Raw genomic sequence first — 26,972 nt, 5'->3', positions numbered from 1 at the left:
GCCCTGCGGGCCACCTTCTCCCCGTGGGGGAGAAGAGGGGTGGGCGGCAAACAGCTTCGCCCACGCGCGGAAAATCCGCCGTGGTTCTCTCCTGCGTTACTTGGCCGGGGCGCCGGGAGGTGCCGAGACGAAGTAAGTTTGGATGACGCCTTCCAGCGCCCCGTTCAGCGTTCGTCGACTGGCAACTCCGGTTTCTCTGCGCGGATGATCGGCACCTTTACCAGGGTGGGGCTCGCGGGCTCTCTTATTGCTCTTCCAACACCCGCCGCGCCACGAAAGATCGGCCTTTCGGCAGACCAGTCGCCGGTCCTCATGTGTGCCTCACAGGCACGCCCCGCCCTGTTTCAGGCGAGAGGGAAACCATTTTCTGACAGTCCACCGGGCAAAGGCTCACGTCCTTCCTCCACCCGGCACCGGTCCCGCCTCGCCGCGACGCCTCGCGGGGTAGCCGATGACGGAACGGCATGATCATCGCACAGGTTTGCCGGGCGGGGATCAGCGGGGAAACTCCGGGGATGATTTTTGCTTTTTTGGCAAACATCTGGCCGTCCCTCCGGGTCATCCTCGGGCTTGACCCGAGGATCCAATCACCAGCTCCGTCCGGATGATACGCGTTGGTAGGCTTGAGGATGGATCCTCGGGTCAAGCCCGAGGATGACGGCGAGGAGAGAGGGGCTTGACCGGTAAAGCCTGAGGATGATGGCGGGCGCGCTGATCTTTCGTGCCCCCGGGCTGGACCTCATAGGGGAGAATGACCGCAAAGAGAGACTTGCGTGCCGGCGCAATCTCGGGGTCGTCAAACCCCATCATTCCCCACATGAGAAAGACCGGATTCAATCTTTGTTGGTAATTTTCCGTTAGCAATTGACGGTAGTGGGCGCGTTAGCGCCGTGGGCTTTTGTTTTGCGTGTGTGGTCCTATGCGTCTCTCGGCTGTTCTAGCACTCTTCCTTGTCGGCCTTGCCCTTTCGGGCTGCGGTTCGCGGCCGGACAGCGTCGCGGCGCGGCCGTCGCCGGAGACGACCAACTCCGTCACGCAACCGGTCGTCCCCGTGCCGTCGGCGGAGGTGGCCGAGGCGCAGGCGGCACAGCAGCAGGAGGAACTGGCCTGGGCGGGGCAGGTGCCGCAGCCGCAGGCCTTCGAGGCGGTGGCGACCGAGGGCATGGCCGTTCCAACGGAGCGGCCGGTGACGCTGATGACGCCGGACGAGCCGGCGACGGCAACGCGACCGGGCCGGCGGGCGCAGATCTACAGCCGCCAGTTCCGCGACGCCCATCCGATCAATTTCGGCTCCCGCTCGCCGCGCAAGCTCGCTGTCCACGGTGTCGACATTTCGCGCTGGCAGGGCGAGATCGACTGGGCGCGGCTCAGGACGCAAGGGGCGAACTTCGCCTATATCAAGGCGACCGACGGCGGCGACCATCTCGACCCGATGTTCAAGAAGAACTGGCGGCGCGCCAAGGAGGCCGGGCTGAAGCGCGGCGCCTATCACTTCTTCTACTGGTGCCGCACCGCCGGCGAACAGGCCGACTGGTTCATCCGCAACGTGCCGCGCGACCCCGACGCGTTGCCGCCGGTGATCGACGTCGAATATAATGGCGAGTCGAGCTGCAAGCGGCGCGTCTCGCGGGCGAAGGTGCTGGAAAAGATGCAGGTCTTCATGGACAAGCTGGAGCGGTACTACGGAAAGCGCCCGGTGATCTACACCGCGCCCGACTTCTACCGCGACAATCTGAGGGACGAATTCCCCAACCACCCCTTCTGGCTCCGCTCGGTCGCCGCCCACCCGTCAAAAGTCTATCCGGGCCGCAAATGGCTGTTCTGGCAATATTCCGGCTCGGGGCTTTCGCATGGGGTTGAGGGCAGGATCGACCTCAACGTGTTCCATGGGAGTGAGGAGGATTGGCATAGTTGGGTGGCGCGGGGGTGAGGGTTGGGGGTGGCCTGTCATCCAGACTCACAGGGATGCGGCGAAGTCGGCTCTCATAAATAGCAAAGTGTGAACGTGGTGGTTCATATTAGACACGTTGAGTTTGAACCGTTTTTTCATGACGCTCATCAGTTTCCTGCTGCGAAGCAAGCGATACAATATAGCGGCAGGGCGAGTGAGACCGCCTCTAGCGTCTGCGTCCGTTTTTCATTGATGGCCTTCCAGCTTTGAGCAAAATCTTAAGCTGGACTTCTCTAGTATAGTCAACCGGATGCCGAGGGTTGTGAATGTGGAAATTATTAGGTGGCGCGGCGGCGTTGCCGCTGATTGTAGCGTGGTGTGCGTGGAAGTGGGATTGGCCTATACTCCCCGGCACGACGCCACTCACTACGACAGACTTATGGTCTCTCGCGGGGACTTGGTTGAGTTATCTTGGGGTACTTTTTTCCTTCTATGCAGCATACGAGGTAGGCGAACTTGCCAAAAGATATTTCGCCAAGACACGGTTCCCCGAAATCCGAGGTAGTCTCACGAACATAACCACCGCAATGACGAAAGCGGCCAACAAGCGGGCAGTCGAATTGCGTTCTGAAAGATTTATTTCTCAAATTGCGGTGTTCCTCAGGTCTATCGGGCGAATTAAAGGGCACAAGATGCACGACCTTATAAAGAGAGCCGAAAAGGAATGCGTTTTGTTGGTTAGCTGGATGAATGACCCAAAGCGGGATCAACTCATCGCCAATGATGCGACCGTCTATTGGGACCTTTTCAGAACACTCAACGAATTGTCTGAGGAAATATCCGCTTACTTGAAAGAGCAGGAGGCAAAGTGATGGCCTATAGCAACGAAGACTGGATGAAGGCGATCACAAAGTTGATTGAACTGACCTCGAAACAAGAGGCCGTATGGGACATTACTAGCTCTTACGACAATGACCCATGGACCGAAGTAGATCGCGCATATGAAACAAACTTGAATGGACTGAGATACGTAGTCAAGTCCTCTAGATACCGAAGCTATCTTGACGAAGATGAGTGGTATTGGGCGAATAAATTCGAGTTCGAAATATATAAACTCACCAACGATCATACCCCAATAAGGATAGCTAAATCTCCAGACCTGAATGTAATATCAAACTTGTACGCGATCGCAGAAGATAGCTACGCATACAAAGAGAACGCACTAAAAGGTTTGCTATTTTGATCCCGTAAGGAGAATTTTTACTTGAGATCAATCCAAGTTGGCGGATAGAAGCAAACCACTTGAAGCGGGTGGCACAAGGGCTCGCTTAATCGAGCCTAAACAGGTCCACGGCTGAACTCGAAATCGTGAGGCATGTCGAAGTCGCGTTTGACGTGGCGGACGGCCTAGCAGAATTTCCGCAATGTCACCCGACGGGAGGGCCGGCGGGTGTGCTCCGCAGCGACCTGCGAGGGCCTTGGTCTGGATTTATCACAGTGCCAAGCAAAGTTAGAACATGACTAAGTATTTGAGATAACTGAAAAACTATCATCACGGACAACGCCCACCGCCACTCGACACATCGTAGTGTCCTCAACTCGGTTTGCGCGAGTCATTCCCCACCCCCCCCATCGCCCGCGTTACCCCCTCCGCCGCCGCCCGCACCACCGGCCCCAGCTCCGCAAGCGTCCCGTCCGGCAGCCGCACCGCCGGTCCCGAGACCGAAATTCCCGCGATCGCCTCGCCGTATTCGTTGAAGATCGGGGCGGCGAGGCAGCGCATGCCCAGCGTGTGTTCCTCGTCGTCGATCGACCAGCCGCGGGTGCGGGTGACTTCCAGGTCGGCGAGCAGCTTGGAGAGGGTGTCGCGGGTGTTTTCGGTGAAGCGGGGAAGGGAGCGGGTTGAGAGGAGGCGTTCGATCTCGGCGTCGGGCCAAGTGGAGAGGATGGCCTTGCCGATGCCGGAGGCGTGGATCGGGCCGCGGCGGCCGGGGCGGAAGAAGGCGCGCATCGGGGCGTGGCTTTCGACCTGCGAGATGAAAACGACGTCGCCGCCGTCCTCGATGCCGATATTGGCGGTTTCGCCCGAGCGTTCCATCAGTTGTTTCAGGAAGGGGCGGCTGATCGTGCCGAGCTTGCGGAAGCGCAGGAAGGCGTTGCCGATCTCGAAGGCTTTCAGGCCGATCGTCCAGGCGCCGGTCTCGGCGTCGCGGGTGACCATGCCGTGACCCGCAAGCGCGGTGAGCAGCCGGTGGACCGTCGAGGGGGCCATGCCGGACTGGTCGGCAAGCTCGGTCAGCGCTGCGCCATCGGCGCTTGCCACGAGGTCGAGCAGTTTCAGGCTGCGGTCGAGCACCTGGACGGAGGAAGGGGCGGCGTTCTCATTGGCCTTGCGGCCGGGTTTGGCACGCAATTGATCCTGTCTTGATGGTTGCGGCTTGTCTGCCATGTGCGTCCCCTTTGCCCGGTTTTCTCATGACATATTGCATCGTTGCGCGAACCGGAACTGGTTTGGGGCACCGTTTGGCGTTTCTGCCCCTCACCCTCTCCCAGCCTGTGGGGAGAGGGGAAGTTTGCCGCCGGCCTGATGCTTCCCGCAGCGGGCTTTCGCCCATCGATTTCGGAGCAAGCGGCCAGCATCAAAATCCATAGGCACTTACCATGCCTCCGGAGGGCGCCATTCATGCCGGATTCGTTGAAAATGTTTATTTCCATATGATGGGAATGATTTCCATTATTCAATTGCCGTCCCGCAAAAATGGACTAACCTCATCCTCACACGATGGAGGATCTAGTCATGGCGAAAATGCGCGCTGTCGATGCGGCGGTTCTGGTTCTGGAGAAGGAAGGCGTCGATTGCGCCTTCGGGGTTCCGGGGGCGGCGATCAATCCCTTTTATTCGGCGCTGAAGGCGCGCGGCTCGGTGCGCCATATCCTGGCGCGGCATGTCGAGGGTGCCTCGCATATGGCAGAGGGCTATACCCGTGCCCGGCACGGCAATATCGGCGTCTGCATCGGCACCTCGGGGCCGGCCGGCACAGACATGATCACCGGGCTCTATTCGGCCCAGGCGGATTCGATCCCGATCCTCTGCATCACCGGCCAGGCGCCGCGCGCCCGGCTCGACAAGGAGGATTTTCAGGCCGTCGACATTGCCAAGATCGCAGGGCCGCTAACCAAATGGGCGGTCACCGTCATGGAGCCGGCGCTGGTGCCCTTCGTCTTCCAGAAGGCGTTCCACCTGATGCGCTCGGGCCGTCCCGGTCCGGTGCTGATCGACCTGCCGGTCGACGTGCAGCTGGCCGAGATCGAGTTCGATATCGACACCTATGCCTCGCTCGGCGCCTACAAGCCCTCGGCAACGCGGGCTCAAGCCGAGAAGGCGATCGCCATGCTGAACGCGGCGGAGCGTCCGCTGATCGTCGCCGGCGGCGGCATCATCAACGCGGATGCCTCCGATCTCTTGACCGAATTCGCCGAGATCACCGGCATTCCGGTGATCCCGACGCTGATGGGCTGGGGCACGATCCCGGACGATCATCCGCTGATGGCCGGCATGTGCGGGCTGCAGACCTCGCACCGCTATGGCAATGCCAATCTCCTGGCCTCCGACTTCGTGCTCGGCGTCGGCAACCGCTGGGCCAATCGCCATACCGGCAACGTGCCGACCTATACGGAAGGGCGCAAATTCATCCATGTCGATATCGAGCCGACCCAGATCGGCCGCGTCTTCGCGCCGGATTTCGGCATCGTCTCGGATGCGGGGGCGGCGCTGAAGCTCTTCCTCGACGTTGCCACCGAATGGAAGACGGCGGGAAAATTGCGCGACTGGTCGGGCTGGGCGGAAGAGTGCCGCGAGCGCAAGCGCACCATGCTGCGCAAGACGCATTTCGACCAGACGCCCTTGAAGCCGCAGCGGGTCTACGAGGAGATGAACAAGGCGTTCGGCCGCGACACCTGCTATGTCTCGACGATCGGCCTCAGCCAGATTGCCGGGGCGCAGTTCCTGCACGTCTACAAGCCGCGCAACTGGATCAATTGCGGCCAGGCAGGCCCGCTCGGCTGGACGCTGCCAGCAGCGCTCGGTGTGCGCGCCGCCGATCCGGACCGGCCGATCGTGGCGCTGTCGGGCGATTACGACTTCCAGTTCATGATCGAGGAACTGGCGGTCGGCGCCCAGCACAGGCTGCCCTACCTGCATGTGGTCGTGAACAATTCCTATCTCGGCCTGATCCGCCAGGCGCAGCGCGGCTTCAACATGGATTTCGAGGTGAGCCTCGCCTTTGACAACATCAACGCATCCGAAGATGCGGAGAAGGGCTATGGCGTCGATCACGTGGCGGTCGCCGAAGGGCTCGGCTGCAAGGCGATAAGGGTGAGGAGCCCGAACGAGTTCCAGGAGGCTTTCGCCAAGGCAAAGGCTTTGATGGACGAACATCGGGTGCCAGTCGTCATCGAGTTCATCCTCGAGCGCGTCACCAATATTTCGATGGGTGCCGACATCAATGCCGTCGTCGAGTTCGAGGAGCTTGCCGAGCGCGGCGAGGATGCGCCGACGGCGATCATGGCTGCCCTGCTCGACTGATCAGAAAACGGAGGATTGTTCATGCCGAAATTCGCGGCAAACCTGACCATGCTTTTCAACGAGGTGCCATTCCTCGATCGGTTCGCACTCGCCGCCAAGGCCGGGTTCGAGGCGGTGGAATATCTCTTTCCCTATGACTTCGACGCCGAGGCGCTGAAGGCTGCCCTCGCCGCCAACGGCCTCACCCAGGTGCTGCACAACCTGCCGGCCGGCAACTGGGCCGGCGGCGAACGCGGCATCGCCATCCTGCCCGACCGGATCGACGAATTCCGCCGCGGCGTGGCGTCTGCCATCGACTATGCGACGACGCTTGGCTGTGCCCAGGTCAACTGCCTCGCCGGCATCGCCCCGACAGGCGTTTCCGATGACGCGCTGCGGGCGACCTTCGTTGCCAATCTCAGGCTGGCGGCGACCGAACTCGGCAAACACGGCATCCGGCTGTTGATCGAGCCGATCAACCGCTTCGACATTCCGGGCTTCTACCTCAACACGGTGGATGAGGCGGCCTCGATCATCGCGGAGGTCGGCAGCGACAACCTGTTCATCCAGTACGACCTCTACCACCAGCAGCGGACGCAGGGCGAACTGATCGGCACCTATCAAAAGCATAAGGACCGGATCACCCATATCCAGCTTGCCGACAATCCAGGCCGCAACGAGCCCGGCACCGGCGAGATCAACTATCCCTTCGTCTTCGCGGCGCTCGACGCCGCCGGATATGACGGCTTCATCGGCTGCGAATACAAGCCGCGCACGACGACATCCGAAGGCCTCGGCTGGCTGTCCGAGGCGAACCTTCGGCCCCGCAGCGCAGACATCATCAAGATCAGGAGTTAAGCATCATGGCCACAATCGGCTTTATCGGACTGGGTATCATGGGCACGCCGATGGCGCGCCACCTGCAGGATGCCGGGCATACCGTCGTCACCTCGAAATTCTTCATCCCGCCGAAGCAGGAGGTCCTCGACAACGGCCTGCTGTTTGCGGACAATCCGAAGGCGCTGGCCGAGGAGGTCGACATCGTCATCCTGATGCTGCCGGACACGCCGGAGGTCAAGGACGTCCTGTTCGGCGAAAACGGCGTTGCCTACGGCCTGTCGAAGGGCAAGCTGGTCATCGACATGAGCTCGATCTCGCCGATCGAGACCAAGGAATTCGCCAGGAAGGTGCGCGAGACGGGCGCCGAATATATGGATGCGCCGGTCTCCGGCGGCGAGGTCGGCGCGAAACAGGCGTCGCTCTCGATCATGGCCGGCGGCACTGAGGAAAGCTTCGCGCGGGCGCTGCCGCTGTTCAAACTGATGGGCAAGAACATCACGCTGGTCGGCGACTGCGGCGACGGCCAGGTGACCAAGGTCGCCAACCAGATCATCGTCGCGCTGACCATCGAGGCGGTCTCGGAAGCGCTGGTCTTCGCCTCGAAGGCAGGGGCTGATCCGGCGCGCGTGCGCGAGGCGTTGATGGGCGGGTTTGCCTCCTCGCGCATTCTCGAAGTGCACGGCGACCGGATGATCAAGCGCACCTTCGATCCCGGCTTCCGCATCTCGCTGCACCAGAAGGATCTCAATCTGGCGCTGCAGGGGGCAAAATCGCTCGGCATATCGCTGCCGAACACGGCGGCGACGCAGGAGCTCTTCAACAATTGCGCTGCCAATGGCGATGCCGGTCTCGATCACTCGGGCCTCGTCAAGGCTCTGGAACGCATGGCCAACCACGCGGTCGCCTGACGAACCGACCGGGCGGCAAGGAGGAACGCCGCCCGGTCTTTTTGATAGATAAGGATAAACGACATGCCGCCGATCGCGGACCCCAAGGTTTTTCTCGAAGCGTTGTTTCACGCGGCGGTCGCCGCCGCCGATCCGGTCAGGGTGCTGGCGGCCAATCTGCCGGAGAAGCCGAAGGGCAAGACGGTGGTGATCGGTGCCGGGAAGGGTGCGGCGCAGATGGCGCAGGTGTTCGAACGGCTCTGGGATGGGCCGCTTTCGGGCGCCGTCGTGACGCGCTACGGCTATGGCGCGTTTTGCGAGCGGATCGAGGTGCTGGAGGCATCGCATCCGTTGCCGGATGAAAACGGCTTGAAGGCGTCGCTGCGGCTGATGCAGGAGGTGAGCGGGCTCACAGAGGATGATCTTGTCGTAGCGCTGATCTGCGGCGGCGGGTCAGCGCTGCTGCCGATGCCGGCGGCCGGGCTGACGCTGCAGGACGAGATTGTCGTCAACCGGGCGCTCTTGGCCTCCGGTGCGCCGATCAGCGCAATGAATGCGGTGCGCAAGCATGTCTCGCTGATCAAGGGCGGGCGGCTGGCTGCGGCAGCTTATCCCGCCAAGGTCGTGTCCTTGGTCGTGTCGGACATTCCCGGCGATGACCCGGCGCTGGTTGCTTCGGGGCCGACGATCCCCGATGGCAGTACGCGCGAGGATGCGCTGAGATATATCGAGCGTTTTCGGCTGGACCTGCCACAAAAGGTCATGGATTTCATCCGCGGCGGGGACTGCGCCGCACCAGCACCGTCCGATCCGCGCTTTGCAAGCAATACCGTCCGTCTCGTGGCATCGGCCGCGGTTTCACTGGAGGCAGCAGTGGAGGCGGCGCGCGAGGTCGGCGTCGAAGCCGTCATTCTCTCCGATGCGATGGAAGGGGAGGCGAGCGAGGTCGGACGCGTGCATGCCGCGATCGTGCGAGAAGTTGCCGTGCGCAACCGGCCGTTCAGGAAGCCCGTCGTCATTCTCTCCGGGGGCGAGACCACCGTGACGATCAAGGAGGGGGGCAGGGGCGCGGGCAAGGGCGGGCGCAACAGCGAGTTTCTTCTGTCTCTGGCTCTCGGTATCGACGGATGCCCCGGTGTCTCGGCGCTTGCGGCGGATACGGATGGGATCGATGGGTCTGAAGACAATGCCGGGGCATTTGCCGATGGCACTTCGATTGCGCGTGTTGCCGCAAACGATATCGATGCCGCGGCACTTCTCGTCCGCAATGACAGCTGGTCCGCCTTCGATGCGATCGGCGATATTTTCAAGCCGGGGCCGACCGGTACGAACGTCAATGATTTTCGGGCGATCCTCGTTCAATAACTGTATCCTTGAGCGAAAATCCGGAACCAAACGCCGGGCTGCCGGTTTGTCCTCTCATGGTTCAATAGCACGAGGATCAAGGCGATGCTGAAATCACTGACAGCCGATGTGTTCGGCATGGGTGTCGATCCGCAGCATGGCGGCGAAAGCCTTGTCGATTTCGAATGGCGCTACCGGGTTCTCGTCATCTTTCCCGGCGAGGATCGCAGTGAGGCCATGCGCCAAGCCGATATTCTGCTGGCTGAAACCGAGGGGCTGCGCGAGCGCGATCTGATCGTGCTGGAAGTCGGCCGCGACGATGTGAAGGTGCTGTTCGGGCCGCATTACGATCTCAATCCTTACGCCATCCGCTACGATCTCGACGTTGCCGATGGCGTCTTTGCGCTGCGGCTTGTCGGCAAGGATGGATTGGTCAAGCTGCGGTCGGACGACGTGGTGCCTGTCTCCACCATTTTCGAGTTGATCGATCAGACGCCGACACGCAAACCTTCGAACTGAGGCGCTGAGATCATTGCCGGGCTTGCAGCCAATGCATGATGCCGCGCGCGGCGGCGCGGCCGGTGGCGAAACAGGCGGTCAGCAGATAGCCGCCGGTCGGCGCCTCCCAGTCCAGCATTTCTCCCGTGGCGAAGATGCCGGGCAGGGATTTGAGCATATATCGCTCGTCGAGATTATCGAGGCGGATACCGCCCGCCGATGAAATCGCTTCGGCGATCGGCCGCGGCTTAAGCACAGGGATCAGTAGCGCCTTGATCGATCGCGCAAGTTGCTGCGGATCGGTGAGCGCGGTTTCCGGAAGCAGTTCCCGCAGCAGGGCGGATTTGACGCCTTCGAGCCCGGCGCCCTTGCGCAGGCGATTGGAGAGGCTGGCCTTTCCATCCTGGCGGTCAAGGTCTCTCGCCAGGCGTTCGATGCTTCTTCCCGGTGCGAGATCTATGCGCAGGTCTGCCCGTCCATTCACGGAAAGCCGGTCCCGCAAGGCCGCCGCATGCGCGTAGACAAGGCTACCCTCTATGCCGTGTTCGGAAATCACGAATTCTCCGGGAAAGGTCCCGGCATCCGACGTGGCCGTCACCGATTTCAGCGGCGCGCCGGCAAAGCGGGATTTGAAGATATCGCTCCAGGCAACGTCGAAGCCGCAATTGGCGGGTAGAAGATCGGCTATTTCAACGCCCTTATCGCGCAGCACGGCGGTCCAGGCTCCGTCCGATCCCAGGCGCGGCCAGCTGGCGCCGCCGAGCGCGAGCAGCGTCGCGTCGTTGCGGATGACTGCCCTTCCATTCGGCGTTTCGAAGACTAGATCGTCACCGGCAAAACCCGTCCAGCGATGGCGTGTGAGCAGTTTCACGCCTTGCGCTTCGAGCCTGCCGAGCCAGGCGCGCAGAAGCGGCGATGCCTTCATGACTTTCGGGAAAACGCGTCCGGATGTGCCGACGAAGGTTTCCGTGCCGAGCCCCGATGCCCAATCCTGCACGTCATCGGGGGTGAAAGCGTCGAGCGCTGAACGCAGTCGCTCGCTGGCCGCTCCGAAACGGGTGGCGAAGCGTGCGTAGTTCTCGGAATGGGTGATGTTAAGGCCGGATTTGCCTGCGAGCAGGAATTTCCGGCCGAAGGTCGGCATGCCGTCATAGACTGTCACCGCATGGCCGGACAGCGACAGCACCTCTGCCGCCATCAGGCCCGCCGGCCCGCCGCCGATGATCGCGATCTGTTTTCCTGCCATGATCTGTCCGCTGCCGTTGTCGTGGTTCCGTCTTGAAGCTTGCCGGCGTCGTATGCAAGGGCGACAGCGACGGTAGCCGATTGTCCGGGCAATCGAAACGACGGCTTTGCCGCGGTGATTTTTTGCAAATCATGCGTGCAAGCCTCTGTCTTGGTTCGGAAATTGTTGCGCGGGTGTGATAGTCTCGAAATTCGACACCGGCGCGGCGGAAGAGGAGTCCGTCGCACCGGCATCACTCGACGGCTGTGAACTCGGAGGAGAGCAGTGTCCGCCAAGCGCCTCGGTCGAGGTCGCGGTGGATATCGTTCGTACCCGGCATAGAGCAGCGTGATAGGGAGGAGGCCCGATGTATTCAGGTGGTTTGAGCTTTGCTCTGGGCGAAGAAATCGAGGCGCTGCGCGAGGCCGTGCGCCGGTTTGCCAGCGAGCGCATCGCGCCGCATGCAGCCGACATCGATCGGGACAACAGCTTTCCGACGCCGCTCTGGCGGGAAATGGGCGATCTCGGGCTGCTGGGCATCACAGCGGATGAAGCTTACGGCGGAAGCGGTCTCGGCTATCTCGCCCATTGCGTGGCGATGGAGGAGATCAGCCGCGCTTCGGCGTCGGTGGGCTTGAGCTATGGGGCGCATTCCAATCTCTGCGTCAACCAGATCAACCGCAACGGCTCGGATGCGCAAAAACAGCAATATCTGCCGAAGCTTGTTTCCGGCGAGCATGTCGGAGCACTGGCGATGTCCGAGCCGGGAGCGGGCTCCGATGTCGTCTCGATGAAGCTCAGGGCCGACAAACGCGGAGACCGTTATGTGCTCAACGGCAACAAGATGTGGATCACCAACGGTCCGGATGCCGATGTGCTGGTGGTCTATGCCAAGACCGATCCGCAGGCCGGTCCGCGCGGCATAACGGCATTCCTGATCGAAAAGAGTTTCTCCGGTTTTTCCACCGGCAAGAAGCTCGACAAGCTCGGCATGCGCGGCTCCAACACTTGCGAACTGATCTTCAGCGATTGCGAAGTGCCGGAGGAGAATGTGCTGGGCAGCGTCGGCGGTGGGGTTCGCATCCTGATGTCGGGTCTCGACTACGAGCGGGTGGTGCTTTCTGCCGGGCCGCTCGGGATCATGGCGGCTTGCCTAGACGCCGCCGTCCCCTATCTGCATGAAAGAAAGCAGTTCGGCCAGCCGATCGGGGAATTCCAACTCATGCAGGGAAAGATCGCCGACATGTATGTGACGCTGAATGCCGCGCGCGCCTATGTCTACGCCGTGGCTTCCGCTTGCGACCGCGGCGAGACGGCGCGCAAGGATGCGGCCGGCTGCATCCTCTATGCGGCCGAACGGGCGACGGCATTGGCGCTTGAAACCATCCAGGTGCTGGGCGGCAATGGTTATACCAATGACTATCCAGCGGGCCGTCTGCTGAGAGACGCCAAGCTCTATGAGATCGGCGCCGGGACTTCGGAGATACGGCGCATGTTGATCGGCCGGGAATTGTTTGCGGAAACGATGTAGATTTTACATTTATCGTTTTACATAACGTGTTACGTAAAATATAATCGCCGTATCGATTGATGGAGGTTGTGATGAATATGTTGCACTTATCTGTACGGCAGGGTTCGGAAAAAGCGCGTATCTGGCAAATCTGCGATGAACTGCTGGCCAAGAACGGCACACCGCCGAGCGGGCGTGAAGTTGCAGATATCTATATGGCCGAAGGCGGCAATCAGGGGACCGGTTTCACACAGTATTCCCATTGGAAGAAGGAATATCTCGCCCGGCAGGAGAAAGACATGCAGCGGGACCTGCCATCCCTTTCGCCGGGAAACATCACTTTCCGGTCGATGTCAGTGGCGACTGACGGCAGCATCACGCTTCCGGCCGATCTTCGCCGCGCCATGCTTCTCGATGATGACGGACGGGTGACGGTAAGCGTTATCGATGGCGAACTGCGCGTCATCTCTCCAATGGTTGCCGTTCGTCAGCTGCAGCGCCGCACACGGGATCTGGTGCCCGCAGGCACGCTCGTCTCCGACGAATTGATCGCGGAACGCCGCAAGGAAGCGGAGGCGCAATGAGCGGCGCGGTGTTCGATGCTTCCGCTATATTGGCCATGGCTTTCAACGAGCCGGGCGCCGAACAGGCGATGATGCAGCTCCCAGGTGCACGCATCTCGGCAGTCAATTATTCGGAAGCCGGGGCAAAGCTGATCGACAAAGGCCTGCAACCGGATGAGGCTTTCGTCTGGCTGGGGGCTCTTCGGCTCGAGGTCGTTCCGTTCGATACGACCTCCGCCGAGGGGGCGGCCGCATTGCGAAAAGATACGCGCGCAAGGCGGCTTTCCTTTGCCGATCGCGCTTGCATAGGGCTGGCAATCATCGGCGGCACGGCTGCCATCACCACTGACAGGATCTGGTCGGAACTCGACCTCGCCTGTGTCGTGAAACTTATCCGGTAGGTGACCCCATGGCCGTGATCCGCTCGCAAATTTCCACCGCATCGGAAACATTCCGGGCCAACAGCGCGGCGATGAGCGACGCGATGCGCGTGGCGGAGGAGGCAGCGCTTCTGGCGGCCGGCGGCGGCGGCGAGGTGGCGCGCGAACGCCATGTCAGCCGGGGCAAGATGCTGCCGCGCGAGCGCGTGGCCCAGCTGATCGATCCGGCGACGCCGTTCCTCGAAGTCGGTTTGACCGCCGCGCACGGGCTCTACAACGGTGATGCGCCGGCTGCAGGCTTGATCACCGGGATCGGCCGCGTGTCCGGCCGCGACTGCATGATCGTCTGCAATGATGCCACCGTCAAAGGCGGCACCTATTATCCGATGACGGTGAAGAAGCATTTGCGGGCGCAGGAGGTCGCGGCGGAGAATAATCTGCCCTGCATCTATCTGGTCGATTCCGGGGGGGCCAACCTGCCGAACCAGGACGAGGTTTTTCCGGACCGGGATCACTTCGGCCGAATTTTCTACAACCAGGCGAACATGTCGGCTGCCGGCATTCCGCAGATCGCCGTGGTGATGGGGTCGTGCACGGCGGGCGGCGCCTATGTGCCGGCGATGTCGGACGAGGCGATCATCGTCGAGGGTCAGGGAACGATCTTTCTGGCCGGCCCGCCGCTGGTTCGCGCCGCGACCGGCGAGATTGTCTCATCCGAAGATCTGGGCGGTGGCGACGTGCATACGCGGCTTTCCGGCGTTGCCGACCATCTGGCGCGCAACGATGCGCATGCGCTGGCTTTGGCGCGCCGGACAGTCGCTAATCTCAACCGGCCAGTGATCGCGACCGTAGAGCGGCAGGCACCGGAGGAACCGGTCTACGATCCAGACGATATTACGGGCATCGTCCCATCCGACCTGCGCACGCCCTATGACATTCGCGAGGTGATTGCCCGCATCGTCGACGGTTCCCGGTTCGACGAGTTCAAGGCGCGATACGGCACCACGCTTGTCTGCGGCTTTGCCCATGTGCACGGTATCCCCGTTGGCATCATCGCCAACAATGGCGTGCTGTTTTCGGAATCGGCGCTGAAGGGCACGCATTTCGTCGAATTGTGTTCGCAACGCAAAATCCCGCTCGTTTTCCTGCAGAACATCACAGGCTTCATGGTCGGGCGGAAATACGAGACGGAAGGCATTGCCAAGCATGGCGCCAAGCTGGTGACGGCGGTGGCGACGACGAAGGTGCCGAAGATCACCATGCTGGTCGGCGGCTCCTTCGGCGCCGGCAATTACGGCATGAGCGGCCGGGCCTTTTCGCCGCGCTTCCTCTGGACCTGGCCGAACAGCCGGATTTCCGTGATGGGCGGCGAGCAGGCGGCAGGGGTTTTGGCGACCGTGCGCGGCGATGCGCTGAAGCGGGCTGGCACCCCCTGGACGGAAGAGGACGAGGCGAAATTCAAGCAGCCGGTGCTCAACCTGTTCGAAACCCAAAGCCACCCGCTCTATGCCTCGGCGCGGCTCTGGGACGACGGCATCATCGATCCGCGCAAGAGCCGCGATGTGCTGGCGCTCTCTCTTTCGGCAACAATGAATGCACCGATAGACGAAACCCGTTTTGGCCTGTTCAGGATGTGAGGAGACGACAATGAAACGCGACGTTTTCAATGCCAAGAATGCCCCTCAACCGCGCGGCGGCTATTCGCAAGCCGTGCGGCTTGAGGATTTTCAGCGGCTGCTCTTCGTCAGCGGTCAGGTGCCAACGGATTCCGACGATGCCTTGCCTGCAAGCTTCGAGGCGCAGGCGCGACAGGTCTGGCTCAATGTTGATGCACAGCTGAAGGCGGCGGGGATGACCAAGGCGGATATCGTCAAGGTGACGACGTATCTCGCCGACCGGCACCACACCGTGGCCAATCGCGAAATCCGCAGCGAGTATCTCGGCAACCTGGCGCCGGCGATGACGGTGGTGATCGCCGGCATTTTCGACGGGGCCTGGCTTCTCGAGGTCGAAGTCGTCGCCGCGCAATAGACCGGGATAGATCATGTTTTCGAAGATCCTCATTGCCAATCGCGGTGAAATCGCGTGCCGCATCATCCGCACGGCGCGGCAGCTCGGCATCCGCACGGCAGCGGTCTATTCCGATGCGGACGCCGGCGCGCTTCATGTCGAACTGGCGGATGAGGCCTTCCGCATTGGCGCCGCTGTGGCAGCTGAGAGCTATCTTTCGATCGAGCGTATCATCGGAGTGGCGCAACGGTGCGGCGCGCAGGCGATCCATCCGGGCTATGGGTTTCTGTCGGAGAACGCGGATTTCGCCGAGGCGGTCGAGGCGGCCGGAATGGCCTTCATCGGGCCTTCGCCGGCTGCCATTCGCGCCATGGGCCTGAAGGACGCGGCCAAGGTACTGATGGAGCAATCGGGCGTGCCGGTGGTTCCCGGTTATCATGGGGACGATCAGGACGCTGCGTTCCTGGCCGAGCGCGCCGCCGAGATCGGCTTTCCTGTGCTGATCAAGGCGCGCGCCGGCGGCGGCGGCAAAGGCATGCGTCGCGTCGACCAGCCGGAGGATTTCGGCGCAGCACTCGAAGCGGCGCGGCGGGAGGCGGAAGCGGCCTTCGGCGATGGGGCGGTGCTGATCGAGAAATATCTGCAACGGCCCCGCCATATCGAAATTCAGGTCTTCGGCGACCGCGATGGCAATGTCGTGCATCTGTTCGAGCGTGACTGCTCTTTGCAGCGACGGCACCAGAAGGTGATCGAGGAGGCGCCGGCGCCGGGCATGACAGCGGAAATGCGCATGGCCATGGGCGACGCCGCCGTTCGCGCGGCGCGGGCCATCGGCTACCAGGGGGCAGGCACGGTCGAATTCATCGTCGATGTCTCCGATGGGCTTGAGCCCGACAAATTCTTCTTCATGGAAATGAACACGCGCCTTCAGGTCGAGCACCCGGTGACGGAGGCGATCACGGGGATCGACCTTGTCGAATGGCAATTGCGGGTGGCAAATGGCGAGCCTTTGCCGAAGAGGCAGTCCGAGCTTGCGATCGACGGCTGGTCCTTCGAGGCGCGGGTCTATGCGGAGGACCCGGCGCGGGGTTTCCTGCCTTCGACCGGCACGCTGTGGCATCTGAGCTTTCCGGACGATGACACGCGCATCGATACCGGCGTGCGGCCGGGCGATCGCATCAGCCCCTATTACGATCCGATGATCGCCAAGCTGAGCGTGCACGGCCCGACCAGAGCCGCCGCGCTCGCCCGGCTGACGGAGGCTTTGAGAAACAGCCATATCGGCGGCGTCGCCAACAATCTCGAATTTCTTCGTCGTCTGAGCCAGCAGCCGGACTTTACCTCGGGGCATCCCGACACCGGGCTCATCGACCGTGAGGTCGAGACGCTGACTGCCGCCGAGGCGCCCGACGAGGCGGCAGTGGCGCTGGCGGCGGTTTTGTCTCTCGGCATTCTGCGGAAACGGCCGGCCGGCGATCCCTGGCTGTCGCTTGGCCACTGGCAGATCTGGGGCCAGGCGACGCGCACGGTGACGCTCGATCATGCCGGCGAGCGTCATGCCTTGCGGGTGGCAGCACGAGGGCTCGATCTGTTTGCGGTTCATAACGGCGGCCATGTCCTGCCGGTGCGCATTTTCGGCCGGTTCGACGGCGGGTGCCATGCGGAGGTCGGAGGCCGGCAGGTTCGCTTGCTGCTGCTTGAGGCACCGCACGGCCTGACGCTGTTGCTCGATGGCAAGGCCCATGAATTCCACGTGCCTGATCCACTCGATGGTGAGGCCGAGAGTGCGACCGGAACCGATCGTGTCGTCGCGCCCATGCCGGGACTGGTCAAGCTGGTGCGCGTTCAGGCGGGAGATGCGGTCTCAAAAGGTGACGCGTTGATCGTCATGGAGGCGATGAAGATGGAACTGACCCTTTCGGCAAGCCGGGACGGCGTTGTCGAGAGTATGAATGTCGCCGAGGGCGAGCAGACCTCCGAGGGTACGGTTCTCTTGTCGCTGAAGCCCGAGGCTGCGTGATGTCAGAAACGGATACAAGCGGCGCTTTAAACCGCGTGTCGATTGTGGAGATGGCGCCGCGGGACGGGCTTCAGAACGAGAAGGTCCTGATCGATACGGCCGCCAAGATCAGGCTTGTTGATATGCTCTCGGCCTGCGGGTTCGAACGCATCGAGGTCACGAGTTTCGTCAGCCCGAAATGGGTGCCGCAACTGGCCGATGCGGCCGAGGTCATGGCCGGCATCGACCGCAGGCCAGGCGTGCGCTATGCGGTGCTGACACCGAATATGAAGGGCTTCGAAGCGGCGCTTGCGGCGGGGGCGCACGAGGTCGCGATCTTTGCCTCGGCGTCCGAAGGGTTTTCGCAGCACAATATCAATTGCTCCGTCGCCGAGAGTATCGAGCGTTTTTTGCCGGTGGCGCAGGCCGCCCGGCAGCACGGTATTCCGATGCGCGGCTATGTCAGTTGCGTGGTAGAATGCCCCTATGATGGCGCCATCGCCCCCGCAAGCGCTGCCAATGTTGCCGCGCAGCTCATGCAGCTCGGCTGTTACGAGATCAGTCTCGGCGACACGATCGGCCGGGGGACGCCGGAGGCGGTCGATCGCATGTTGACGGCCGTGCTGGCGGCGATCCCCGCGGCCAAGCTGGCCGGGCATTTTCACGATACGTCGGGCCGGGCGCTCGACAATATCGGCGTTGCGCTGGATCGCGGCATCCGCGTGTTTGATGCTTCGGTGGGCGGTTTGGGTGGATGCCCTTACGCACCGGGCGCCAAGGGCAATGTCGATACGCTGCTGGTCGACCGCTATTTGAAAGCGCGCGGTTTCGAGACGGGGCTAGACGCAGACGCACTTGCAACGGCCGCGGATTTCGCGCGCGGTTTGAGGAGTTCCGCATGACGTTCAAGACCATTCACCTGTTCGTCGATGATCGAGGCGTGGCGCGCCTGACGCTTGCCCGCCCGGAGAAACACAATGCGCTCTCGGCCACGATGATCGACGAGTTGACGGACGTGGCAGGACAATTGGGGATCGACCGGTTCGTGCGCGTCATCGAGCTGACCGGGGAGGGCGCAAGCTTCTGTGCCGGTGGCGATCTCGGCTGGATGAAGGCGCAGGTCGAGGCCGACCGGGCGACGCGGATGGCGGAGGCGCGGCGGCTGGCGCTGATGTTCAAGGCGCTGAACGACCTGGAAAAACCCGTCATCGCCCGCGTCCACGGCAATGCCTTTGGCGGCGGCATTGGCCTGCTTGCCGTTGCCGACGTTGCCATTGCTGCGGACACGGCGAAATTCGGGCTGACCGAGACGCGGCTCGGGCTGATCCCGGCAACGATCAGCCCCTATGTCGTGGCCCGCATCGGCGAGGGCCAGGCGCGGCCGCTGTTCATGTCCGGCAAGATCATCGGCGCGCACGAGGCGCACGCGGCCGGATTGGTGACGCGCGTCGTGCCGATGCCGGTGCTCGACAAGGCGATGGAGGCGGAGATCAAGCCTTATCTGCAGGTGGCTCCCGGCGCTGTCGGCCGCTCGAAGGCCCTGGCGCGGTCGCTCGGCATGCGGATCACCGACGCCGTCGTCGAGGCGACGATCGAACGCCTGGCCGATGCCTGGGAGACGGCGGAGGCGCGGGAAGGCATTTCGGCATTTCTGGAGAAGCGGGAGCCGAGCTGGCGCAAGCCGGCTTAGCGCGTCTGCGCTTGAAATGTGCATGATTTGAGCATATTTTGATACTGTCTTTATCAAGATGTGCTAGGAATGTGCCATGACAACCTTGAGCTTCGATATTGCGGCAAGCCGGTTCAGTGACGGTCGGTCGCCGTTTCTGTCGGCGCCCCGTGTCTCGGAACAACTCGGTGTCACGCTGTCCGAGCTTGCCCGCTTGATCGGCGTTGCCCGCAACACGCTGACGGCGAAATCGGGCGCGCGCAAGGTGGACAGCGCCTTGAGCCAGGTCGTGCGCATCCTTGCCATGGCCAGCGAAATGGCCGGAGACGAGAACCGCGCGACCATCTGGTTCAAGCATCAGCCGATCCCCGGCTGGGCGGGCAAGACGGCCTATGATCTGGTGAGCGAGGGCAAGTCGGACAAGGTGCTGGCCTATCTCGAGGCGGTGCGGTCCGGCGTTTATGCCTGATAAAAGCGTTCAAACGCTGACCCTGTGGCGCGCCTTCGTGCCGCAATGGGCCTTTGCCCCGCTTTCGGGCGAGGGCGCTGCGCGTTTCGGCGGCCGCTGGAACCCGGTCGGGTCGCCGACGATCTATGCAGCGCGCGAGCTCTCGACCGCCTGGGCGGAGTATAATCAGGGTTTTGTCCAGCATCCGGCGCTGATCGCGCAGCTTGAGCTCAAAGGCGCCTCTCTCACCGATTTGACCGATGAGACGACGCTTTCAAAACTCGGAAGCTCTGCCGATATCCATCGTTGCGAATGGCGGATGCATCTCGACAAGGGCGAGATACCCGAGACCCATCGGCTGCGGCAACGGTTGATCGAGCAGGATTTCGACGGGGTCGTCTATCCATCTTTCATGTCGCCGGGCGGAACCTGCGTGGCGCTCTGGCGGTGGAATTCAGCGGGCGCGCCGCGCCTCGATGTCATTGATCCCGATGGGCGCATGCCGAAGACATCCGCATCGTGGATGTAATGGCCGTCGCTTTTGCGGACGGCTACCGGGATAATGTCGGGAAAAGCTTCGCATACTGCGCATCGCAACCGTTCGTGACCGGATAATACCAAGTATCGATGATACCGCGCCGGTCGAATTGTGGTAACCACGCCTGCCACCTGCGAAAGTTCCTGAATGCGCCTTGCCAGCCTTGCCATGTATGCCAGCCCGCTACCGCTTGCTGAAGCCACGGCGGCTTTGTGGGGCTTCCTGAGCGATGCGCTGAAGCGCGCGGGTCTAAAAGACGTTCCCGGTACGCTCGATGAGGCCGTGCGGTACAATGAGGCATGGACGCATCCCGGGCTGCTGCTGGCCCAGGCTTGCGGCTTTCCCTACGTGAAGCACCTGCGCGGCAGCGTGCGGCTGGTGGCGACGCCGGTCTATGGTCATCCGGGCTGCGACGGGCCGTCCAAATGCAGCTTCATCGTCGTCGGCAGGGGTTCTTCCGCCCGATCGCTCGAGGAGTTGCGTGGCGCGCGAGCCGCGATCAACGAGCCGGACAGCAATTCCGGCGTCAATCTGTTTCGTGCCGCCGTCGCGCCGCTGGCGCGGGATGGCCGGTTCTTTTCCTCGGTAATCGAAACGGGCGGGCACCGCAACAGCATCGCGGCGATCACGGCAGGGAGGGCGGAGGTGGCGGCAATCGACTGCGTCACCTATGGCAATGTGCGTCGGTTCGACCCGAGCAGTCTGGCCGGTGTTCGCATTCTCACCGAGACGGTCAAAGGGCCGGGACTGCCGCTGATCACCCGAGCCGATGCTTCCGATGGGGAGGTTTCACTGCTGCGGCAGGTCCTGCGGCAGGCGATCGCCGAGCCTTCGCTGGGCCCTGTGCGGGATGTGCTGGCGCTGAAGGATTTTGCCGTTCTGTCCGATGCGGACTATGAGCCGCTGGCGGACCTGGAACGGCAGGCACAGCGATTGGAGTATCCGGTGATCTCCTGACATCCGCCGCCTGATACCGGGCGACGGATGGTCCCTTGGACAATCAGACGGCTTGGAGCTTCAGCGTCACCGTCTCGAACCGAGGCGTGTTGCTGTTCAGCGCCCGGCGGGCGGTATCGCGGGCGCCGATCGCGATGAGGCCGTTGCGGCATAGGCTCGAAGAAACGTCCGCACCGCATTGCGCGCGGCACTTTCCAGCTCGTCTTCCGTTGGTTTTGCGCCGAACAGCGTGCTCATCTGCAGGTCGGCATTGACCAGCGCCAGGAACTGCCGGGCCGCGAGGTCGAAATCGTCGATCTGCATGAGCCCCTTGTGGGCGAGGCGGGCGAAGAGGGCGGCCAGTGCGGTGCCGATCTTGCCAGGGCCGTGCTGGCGCCAGGATTCGAAGAGATGCGGGTAGCGTTCGCCTTCCGACTGCACCAGTCTGCGCAGGAATTTCCCATCCTGATTGCAGATGCAGTTGCGGCTGAGGCGCACGGCAAAGGCTGCAAGATCGTCTTCCAGATTGTCCGGATTTTCCGGAAAGGTCGACAGAATCGAGAACAGCATGGCATTCGCCCTGTCCATGACGTCCTCGACGACGGCCGTGAACAGGTTCTCTTTTTCCCGGTAGTGATTGTAGACCGTCTGGCGCGACACGCAGGCTTCGGCGGCGATCTCGTCGATGCTCGCGCCGGCAAAACCCTGGCGGCAAAAGACTTCGGCGGCGGCATCGAGGATCGACAAGCGCTTGGCACATTGTCCGCGCTGACTGTGCACGGAGGTCTTCGGAACTGTGTCATTGGAACTTTTCATGAGGCGAAGATAATGCCTATTGACGTTTTAGACAATGGTGTCTAATTTTACATATGTGTCCAAATTAATTGACACGCTGGTGCCAATTGAGCGCGGGTCCTCCCAAGCACCGCGATCATCCTGGTTACGATCACATTGAACCCTCCTGAGAGCGATGCGGCAAGGCGATGTCCCGGCTGTGCGCCGCTGTTTTCTGAAAGATGATCACCATGACGACCTCCTTTTTTCGCACGGCGCTGATCCTCGGTCTTTTATCGGCGATCGGCCCTTTCGCCATCGATATGTATCTTCCGGCCTTGCCCTCGATCGGACAGGATCTTCAGGCCGAAAACAATGTCGTGCAGCTGAGCCTGCTTGCCTTTTTTATCTCCTTTGCACTCTCCCAACTCGTCTACGGACCGCTGTCGGATATGTGGGGCCGCAAGACGCCGCTTTATCTCGGCATCGGCCTGTTTTCCGTGGCCAGCATCGGCTGCGCGCTGGCGACCGATATCGAAACCCTGATCGCCTTCCGCTTCCTGCAGGGGATCGGCGGAGCCGCCGGCATGGTCATTCCGCGCGCCATCGTCCGTGACATGCATACCGGGGTGCAGGCCGCGCGGCTGATGTCGCTGCTGATGCTGGTCTTCAGCATTTCGCCGATCCTTGCGCCGCTCACCGGCAGCGCCGTCATCGAATTCTACGGCTGGCGCGGCGTCTTCTGGGCGGTCATGGCCGCCTCATTCATTGGCCTGATCCTTCTGGCGACGCAGTTACGGGAAACCCGTCCGAAGGCGCATCGCGCCGAAAGCAGCCTTGGCAGCGCCTTGGCGGCCTATGGTGTGCTCTTGAAGGACAAGAACTTCCTGACGCTCACCTTCATCGGCGGGCTCGGCATCTCCAGCTTCCTCGTCTATCTGGCGAACTCGCCCTTCGTGCTGATCGACCATTACGGCCTGACGCCGACGCAATACAGCCTCGCCTTCTCGACCAACGCCGTGTCGTTCTTCGGCGTATCGCAGGCGACCGGCTGGTTCGGCGAGCGCTTCGGCCTCGTGCGCGTCATGCGTGTCGCCGTCACCGCTTTCGCGCTGACCATGGCAACAATGGCCATCGTCATGAGCCTGGGCTTCAACCAGTTGCCCGTGTTGGCTGTTTTCCTCTTCGTCGGCTATGGCTGTCTTGGTCTTGTCATCCCGACGACGGCGGTTCTGGCGCTGGAGGATCACGGCGAGATCGCCGGCACGGCCTCGTCGCTGATGGGAACATTGCATTTCGTCACGGCCGCTGTCGCCATGGTGGTTGCGTCGGTCTTCTTCGATGGCACCGCGGTGCCGATGGCGATGGGGATAGCGCTGTGCGCCGTCGGCGCGCTGTTGCTAACCCAGGCGACGATCGGCCGCCGCCGTGCGGTGGCTGCTGCAGCCGAATAACCGCGGATCATCGATCGCGTGGAATGCCAGAGGCCCGGGCGATGTTCCGGGCCTTTTGCTGGTCGGGCGGTCGTCCGCCGAAGCTGGACAATTCCGGCCCGAGCGTTATCTCGCTTCCGGAATGAATGACGTGGACCTGAAACCGGGGGCGACGCATGGCTGGCCAGCTGAACATGTGGCAGGGGATCCGGATCCCCGATCTCGACGGAAAAGCGGTTCTGATCACCGGTGCATCGACCGGCATCGGCGCCGCGCTGGTGCGGGCGTTTTCTGTCCAGGGCGCAAGCGTCGCGATTCACTACAATGAGAGCCGCCAGGCGGCAACCGACCTGCTGGCGGAGGTCGAGGCCGCCGGCGGCACGGCGGTGCTTGTCCAGGGCGACGTATCCGCGGATGGGGTAACTGAACGGGTGGTCGAGGAGGCCGCCGGTCATTTCGGCCGGCTCGACGGGCTGATCAACAATGCCGGTGGCATGCTCGGTCGCGTCGCGACCGCCGAAATGAGCGATGCGCACTACCAGCGCGTGATGGATCTGAACGCCCGCTCGGTGCTTGCCGGGACGCGGGCCGCGCATCCCTGGCTGCGCAAACAGGGCGGCTTCATCGTCAATACGACGTCGATCGCCGCCCGCAATGGCGGCGGCAATGGCGCTATTCTCTATGCGGCGGCCAAAGGCTTCGTATCGACCATCACCCGCGGCCACGCCAAGGAATTTGTCGGCGACGGCATCCGCGTCAACGCCGTGGCGCCCGGCATCATCGCGACGCCATTCCACGAACGCTACACCAGCCCTGACATGCTCGATGCGCAACGGCGTACCGTGCCGATGGGCCGGGTCGGCTCGCCGGAGGACTGCGTCGGCGCCTATCTCTTCCTGGCATCGCCCATTTTGTCCGGCTACATCACCGGCCAGATCATCGAGGTCAATGGCGGCCAGTTGATGCCTTAACCGCACGGCGGTGCTTCAGGACTGGTCAATCGCGCGGTTGACAGCGGCACCGTTCGCCTTGACGCCGCCGCCGCGCTCGGACTACATCATTGCCGACGGTTCCCCGATGGATGACTTCGAGGGGATTAATAGGGAACACGGTGCGGAAGACCCAACAGGGACCAAGACCGTGGCTGCCCCCGCAACTGTAAGCGGATTGCCGATCGTCCTTGTGGCGCCTTTTTGAGGCACCATGCCACTGCGAGCCTCTGGTCTCGCGGGAAGGCAGACGCAAAGCACATATTCGCAAGCCAGGAGACCTGCCGTCGAAAGCAATATCCACTCACCCGGGCGGGGTTGCCCGGAAAGGAACCGTCATGATCGATTTCGACCGCCTTGCCGGGCGCTTTGTCGCCTTTTCCCGTATCCTCGCGCCGATTTCCGCAACAGTCGTTGCGTTGGGGAGCCTTTGCACACCGGCCGCGGCTGCGCCGACGCGCTATCCCCTGGAAATTGCCAATTGTGGCCAGACCGTCCGCTTCGAGAAGCCGCCGGAGAAGATTGTCTCGATCGGTCAGGGCATGACCGAAATCCTGTTCTCGCTCGGCTTGGCCGACAAGATTGCCGGGACCGCCGTCTGGGTCGGTCCGGTGCTGAAAGAATATGAGGCCGAAAACCGGAAGATCAAGCGTCTTGCCGACAACGATCCGAGCTTTGAATCCGTCGTCGGCGAGGCGCCGGATCTCGTCGCCGCCGAATTCGAATGGCATGTCGGGCCGCAAGGGTCGGTCGCCAAGCGCGAGCAGTTTTCAGGCCTCGGCATCAACACCTATGTTTCGCCGGCCGATTGCGTCGCCAAGGTCAACACGGATGGCGGCGATGGCGTGCGCAGGCAACTCTTCACGATGGACCTGATCTACCAGGAAATCCGTGAGTTCTCGGAAATCTTCGACATAAGGGATCGCGGCGATGCGCTGATCGCCGACCTGAAAAAGCGGGAATCCGACGCTGTCGCTTCGATCGGTGGAAAGCTCGGCGAGATTCCCGTCGTCTTCTGGTTTTCGAGCAAGGAAGTCGCGGGCGACGCCTTCATCGCCGGCAAGAACAGCGCTCCAGCCTATATCCTGAAGACGATCGGCGTCAGGAATGTCGTGACGACCGAGGAGGAATGGCCTCTGGTCGGCTGGGAAACGATCGCGGAGGCCAATCCGTCCGTCATCGTCATCGCCACCATGGACCGCCGGCGCTACGCGGCGGACGATCCGGCGGTGAAGATCGATTTCCTGGAGAAGGATCCGGTCACCAGCCAGCTGGATGCGGTCAAGAACAGGCGCTTCGTCCGGATGGATGCGCAGTCGATGAACCCGACAATCCGCACCATCGATGGCATCGAGACCCTGGCGCAAGGCATCAAGACATTCGGGTTGTCGCAGTGACACTTGCGGCTATCGGTCAACCTGTGGTGACCGGCGAAAGATGGTGGGCGCGCCTGGCGCTCGCCATCCTGACGCTTGTCGCACTCGCCTTCATGGTCAGCCTCGCCGTCTCGATCGGCGAGATCTCCATCCCGCTCACAACAACCGGCAAGGCCGTGGCCAACCGGATTTTCGGCGCGTCCTTCGAACTCAGCCGCATCCATGAGGGCATCGTCTGGGACTATCGGCTGAGCCGTGCGCTTCTTGCCGCGAGTTCCGGTGCGGCCCTTGCGCTGTCCGGCGCGATCCTGCAGGCGCTGCTGCGCAATCCGCTGGCCGAGCCTTATGTGCTCGGCATTTCCGCCGGCGCATCCACCGGGGCGGTCGCGGTCATGATCCTCGGCTTCGGCTATGGCGTCCTGACGTTGTCAGCCGGCGCTTTCATCGGCGCAATCACGGCCTTCGTTCTCGTCTCGGCACTCGCGGCAGGGGCCGGCGGAGGAGCGGACCGGATCATTCTGGCGGGGGTAGCGGGATCGCAGCTTTTCACCGCGCTGACGTCCTACATCGTCACCACATCGGCCAATGCCGAGCAGGCGCGCGGCGTCATGTTCTGGTTGCTCGGCAGCCTTGCCGGCGTGCGCTGGCCGGATGTCTATCTGGCCGCTCCAGTCGCTCTCGTCGGTTTTGCAGTGTCGATGTTCTATGCCCGAGCGCTCGATGCCTTTACCTTCGGGATCGATGCAGCGGCGGCTCTGGGCATTGCGGTCAGCCGTGTTCGCATCATCCTTCTCGGCGCAACGGCGCTGATGACGGCGGCCATGGTCAGTATCGTCGGCTCCATCGGCTTTGTCGGATTGGTCATTCCGCATGCGGCGCGGTTTCTCGCCGGCCCATCGCACGGCCGCCTTCTGCCTGCCTCGGCGATGATGGGCGCGATCTTCATGGTCACCGCCGATATTGCATCGCGCATCATCATTCCGCAGCAGATCCTGCCGATCGGCGTCGTCACCGCGCTGTTTGGCGCCCCGGCCTTCGCGTTCATTCTCTACAAGGCGAGGAGACCGGTTTGAGCATTTCCGTCCGTGACGTCCACTG

General features: G+C 62.3%; 26 protein-coding genes and 1 riboswitch. Of the genes, 23 read left to right on the top strand and 3 right to left on the bottom strand.

Features of this window, described 5'->3' with window-relative positions; translation table 11 throughout:
- Positions 1 to 919: 919 nt before the first annotated feature.
- The 3 genes from ACSQ3F_RS28570 to ACSQ3F_RS28560 all read left to right on the top strand — a co-directional run bounded on the left by ACSQ3F_RS28570 (position 920) and on the right by ACSQ3F_RS28560 (position 3,134).
- A complete protein-coding gene (locus ACSQ3F_RS28570) occupies positions 920 to 1,930 on the top strand; it encodes a glycoside hydrolase family 25 protein (RefSeq protein ID WP_436103517.1) in 1,011 nt (336 codons plus the stop codon).
- Between the two features lie 287 nt (positions 1,931 to 2,217).
- Complete coding sequence (locus ACSQ3F_RS28565) at positions 2,218 to 2,763, top strand: hypothetical protein (protein WP_436103516.1); 546 nt, start codon at positions 2,218 to 2,220, stop codon at positions 2,761 to 2,763.
- Positions 2,763 to 3,134, top strand: coding sequence for a hypothetical protein (locus ACSQ3F_RS28560; protein WP_436103515.1), 372 nt, complete (start codon positions 2,763 to 2,765; stop codon positions 3,132 to 3,134). The genes ACSQ3F_RS28565 and ACSQ3F_RS28560 overlap by 1 nt, the downstream gene beginning before the upstream one ends.
- 351 nt (positions 3,135 to 3,485) lie before the next feature.
- On the opposite strand, the gene bhcR is transcribed toward ACSQ3F_RS28560, so the two are convergent.
- The gene (gene bhcR / locus ACSQ3F_RS28555) at positions 3,486 to 4,340 is read right to left on the bottom strand and encodes an HTH-type transcriptional regulator BhcR (RefSeq protein WP_436103514.1); all 855 of its coding nucleotides are present in this window, start codon (positions 4,338 to 4,340) and stop codon (positions 3,486 to 3,488) included.
- Between the two features lie 348 nt (positions 4,341 to 4,688).
- Here bhcR and gcl point away from each other — a divergent pair, with 348 nt between their 5' ends.
- The 5 genes from gcl (at position 4,689) to ACSQ3F_RS28530 (ending at position 10,045) form a co-directional block, all read left to right on the top strand.
- Positions 4,689 to 6,476, top strand: coding sequence for a glyoxylate carboligase (gcl, locus tag ACSQ3F_RS28550; RefSeq protein ID WP_436103513.1), 1,788 nt, complete (start codon positions 4,689 to 4,691; stop codon positions 6,474 to 6,476).
- 21 nt (positions 6,477 to 6,497) lie between these two features.
- On the top strand, positions 6,498 to 7,313 hold the full coding sequence (hyi, locus tag ACSQ3F_RS28545) for a hydroxypyruvate isomerase (protein ID WP_436103512.1): 816 nt from the start codon (positions 6,498 to 6,500) through the stop codon (positions 7,311 to 7,313).
- A gap of 5 nt (positions 7,314 to 7,318) precedes the next feature.
- Positions 7,319 to 8,203: a 2-hydroxy-3-oxopropionate reductase gene (locus ACSQ3F_RS28540; protein ID WP_436103511.1), complete on the top strand. Its 885-nt coding sequence runs from the start codon at positions 7,319 to 7,321 to the stop codon at positions 8,201 to 8,203.
- Between the two features lie 63 nt (positions 8,204 to 8,266).
- Positions 8,267 to 9,547 carry a glycerate kinase type-2 family protein gene (locus ACSQ3F_RS28535; RefSeq protein ID WP_436103510.1) on the top strand — a complete coding sequence of 427 codons (1,281 nt, stop codon included), beginning with the start codon at positions 8,267 to 8,269 and terminating at the stop codon, positions 9,545 to 9,547.
- 84 nt (positions 9,548 to 9,631) lie between these two features.
- Positions 9,632 to 10,045, top strand: coding sequence for a DUF4174 domain-containing protein (locus ACSQ3F_RS28530; RefSeq protein WP_436103509.1), 414 nt, complete (start codon positions 9,632 to 9,634; stop codon positions 10,043 to 10,045).
- 10 nt (positions 10,046 to 10,055) lie between these two features.
- Here the strand turns inward: ACSQ3F_RS28530 and ACSQ3F_RS28525 are convergent, their stop codons facing one another.
- Complete coding sequence (locus ACSQ3F_RS28525) at positions 10,056 to 11,270, bottom strand: TIGR03862 family flavoprotein (RefSeq protein ID WP_436103508.1); 1,215 nt, start codon at positions 11,268 to 11,270, stop codon at positions 10,056 to 10,058.
- 346 nt (positions 11,271 to 11,616) lie between these two features.
- On the opposite strand from ACSQ3F_RS28525, the gene ACSQ3F_RS28520 reads away from it, so the two are divergent.
- The 11 genes from ACSQ3F_RS28520 (at position 11,617) to ACSQ3F_RS28470 (ending at position 21,323) form a co-directional block, all read left to right on the top strand.
- Entirely contained in the window at positions 11,617 to 12,780 is a 1,164-nt protein-coding gene (locus ACSQ3F_RS28520) for an isovaleryl-CoA dehydrogenase (RefSeq protein ID WP_436103507.1), read from the top strand.
- A gap of 71 nt (positions 12,781 to 12,851) precedes the next feature.
- Positions 12,852 to 13,343, top strand: coding sequence for a hypothetical protein (locus ACSQ3F_RS28515; RefSeq protein ID WP_436103506.1), 492 nt, complete (start codon positions 12,852 to 12,854; stop codon positions 13,341 to 13,343).
- Positions 13,340 to 13,723: a type II toxin-antitoxin system VapC family toxin gene (locus ACSQ3F_RS28510; RefSeq protein WP_436103505.1), complete on the top strand. Its 384-nt coding sequence runs from the start codon at positions 13,340 to 13,342 to the stop codon at positions 13,721 to 13,723. Before ACSQ3F_RS28515 ends, ACSQ3F_RS28510 begins: the two co-directional genes overlap by 4 nt.
- Before the next feature lie 8 nt (positions 13,724 to 13,731).
- Complete coding sequence (locus ACSQ3F_RS28505) at positions 13,732 to 15,339, top strand: carboxyl transferase domain-containing protein (protein WP_436103504.1); 1,608 nt, start codon at positions 13,732 to 13,734, stop codon at positions 15,337 to 15,339.
- A 10-nt stretch (positions 15,340 to 15,349) separates the two neighbouring features.
- Complete coding sequence (locus tag ACSQ3F_RS28500; protein WP_436103503.1) at positions 15,350 to 15,733, top strand: RidA family protein; 384 nt, start codon at positions 15,350 to 15,352, stop codon at positions 15,731 to 15,733.
- A gap of 13 nt (positions 15,734 to 15,746) precedes the next feature.
- Entirely contained in the window at positions 15,747 to 17,732 is a 1,986-nt protein-coding gene (locus tag ACSQ3F_RS28495) for an acetyl/propionyl/methylcrotonyl-CoA carboxylase subunit alpha (protein WP_436103502.1), read from the top strand.
- Positions 17,732 to 18,613: a hydroxymethylglutaryl-CoA lyase gene (locus tag ACSQ3F_RS28490; RefSeq protein ID WP_436103501.1), complete on the top strand. Its 882-nt coding sequence runs from the start codon at positions 17,732 to 17,734 to the stop codon at positions 18,611 to 18,613. Before ACSQ3F_RS28495 ends, ACSQ3F_RS28490 begins: the two co-directional genes overlap by 1 nt.
- The gene (locus tag ACSQ3F_RS28485; protein ID WP_436103500.1) at positions 18,610 to 19,401 is read left to right on the top strand and encodes a crotonase/enoyl-CoA hydratase family protein; all 792 of its coding nucleotides are present in this window, start codon (positions 18,610 to 18,612) and stop codon (positions 19,399 to 19,401) included. The genes ACSQ3F_RS28490 and ACSQ3F_RS28485 overlap by 4 nt, the downstream gene beginning before the upstream one ends.
- 76 nt (positions 19,402 to 19,477) lie before the next feature.
- Positions 19,478 to 19,849 (top strand): antitoxin Xre/MbcA/ParS toxin-binding domain-containing protein, encoded by a 372-nt coding sequence (locus ACSQ3F_RS28480; protein ID WP_436103499.1) that lies wholly within the window; start codon positions 19,478 to 19,480, stop codon positions 19,847 to 19,849.
- Positions 19,815 to 20,357, top strand: a complete 543-nt coding sequence (locus ACSQ3F_RS28475; protein WP_436103532.1) for an RES family NAD+ phosphorylase — start codon at positions 19,815 to 19,817, stop codon at positions 20,355 to 20,357. Before ACSQ3F_RS28480 ends, ACSQ3F_RS28475 begins: the two co-directional genes overlap by 35 nt.
- 156 nt (positions 20,358 to 20,513) lie before the next feature.
- On the top strand, positions 20,514 to 21,323 hold the full coding sequence (locus ACSQ3F_RS28470) for a phosphate/phosphite/phosphonate ABC transporter substrate-binding protein (RefSeq protein WP_436103498.1): 810 nt from the start codon (positions 20,514 to 20,516) through the stop codon (positions 21,321 to 21,323).
- Positions 21,324 to 21,419: 96 nt separating this feature from the next.
- On the opposite strand, the gene ACSQ3F_RS28465 is transcribed toward ACSQ3F_RS28470, so the two are convergent.
- Complete coding sequence (locus ACSQ3F_RS28465; RefSeq protein ID WP_436103497.1) at positions 21,420 to 22,118, bottom strand: TetR/AcrR family transcriptional regulator C-terminal domain-containing protein; 699 nt, start codon at positions 22,116 to 22,118, stop codon at positions 21,420 to 21,422.
- Positions 22,119 to 22,327: 209 nt separating this feature from the next.
- Between ACSQ3F_RS28465 and ACSQ3F_RS28460 the strand changes: the two genes are divergently transcribed.
- The 4 genes from ACSQ3F_RS28460 to ACSQ3F_RS28445 all read left to right on the top strand — a co-directional run bounded on the left by ACSQ3F_RS28460 (position 22,328) and on the right by ACSQ3F_RS28445 (position 26,947).
- Complete coding sequence (locus ACSQ3F_RS28460) at positions 22,328 to 23,530, top strand: multidrug effflux MFS transporter (protein WP_436103496.1); 1,203 nt, start codon at positions 22,328 to 22,330, stop codon at positions 23,528 to 23,530.
- Positions 23,531 to 23,685: 155 nt separating this feature from the next.
- Complete coding sequence (locus ACSQ3F_RS28455; RefSeq protein ID WP_436103495.1) at positions 23,686 to 24,480, top strand: SDR family NAD(P)-dependent oxidoreductase; 795 nt, start codon at positions 23,686 to 23,688, stop codon at positions 24,478 to 24,480.
- Between the two features lie 79 nt (positions 24,481 to 24,559).
- A riboswitch (cobalamin riboswitch) is annotated at positions 24,560 to 24,801 on the top strand.
- A gap of 35 nt (positions 24,802 to 24,836) precedes the next feature.
- Positions 24,837 to 25,895, top strand: coding sequence for an ABC transporter substrate-binding protein (locus tag ACSQ3F_RS28450; RefSeq protein ID WP_436103494.1), 1,059 nt, complete (start codon positions 24,837 to 24,839; stop codon positions 25,893 to 25,895).
- Between the two features lie 92 nt (positions 25,896 to 25,987).
- Positions 25,988 to 26,947, top strand: coding sequence for a FecCD family ABC transporter permease (locus tag ACSQ3F_RS28445; protein ID WP_436103531.1), 960 nt, complete (start codon positions 25,988 to 25,990; stop codon positions 26,945 to 26,947).
- The last annotated feature ends 25 nt before the right edge of the window (positions 26,948 to 26,972 follow it).

The organism is Pararhizobium sp. LjRoot238, from assembly GCF_964252955.1.
In the GTDB taxonomy this organism is placed as follows: Bacteria; Pseudomonadota; Alphaproteobacteria; order Rhizobiales; family Rhizobiaceae; genus Pararhizobium.
This window is presented reverse-complemented; position numbering and strand designations above follow the sequence as displayed.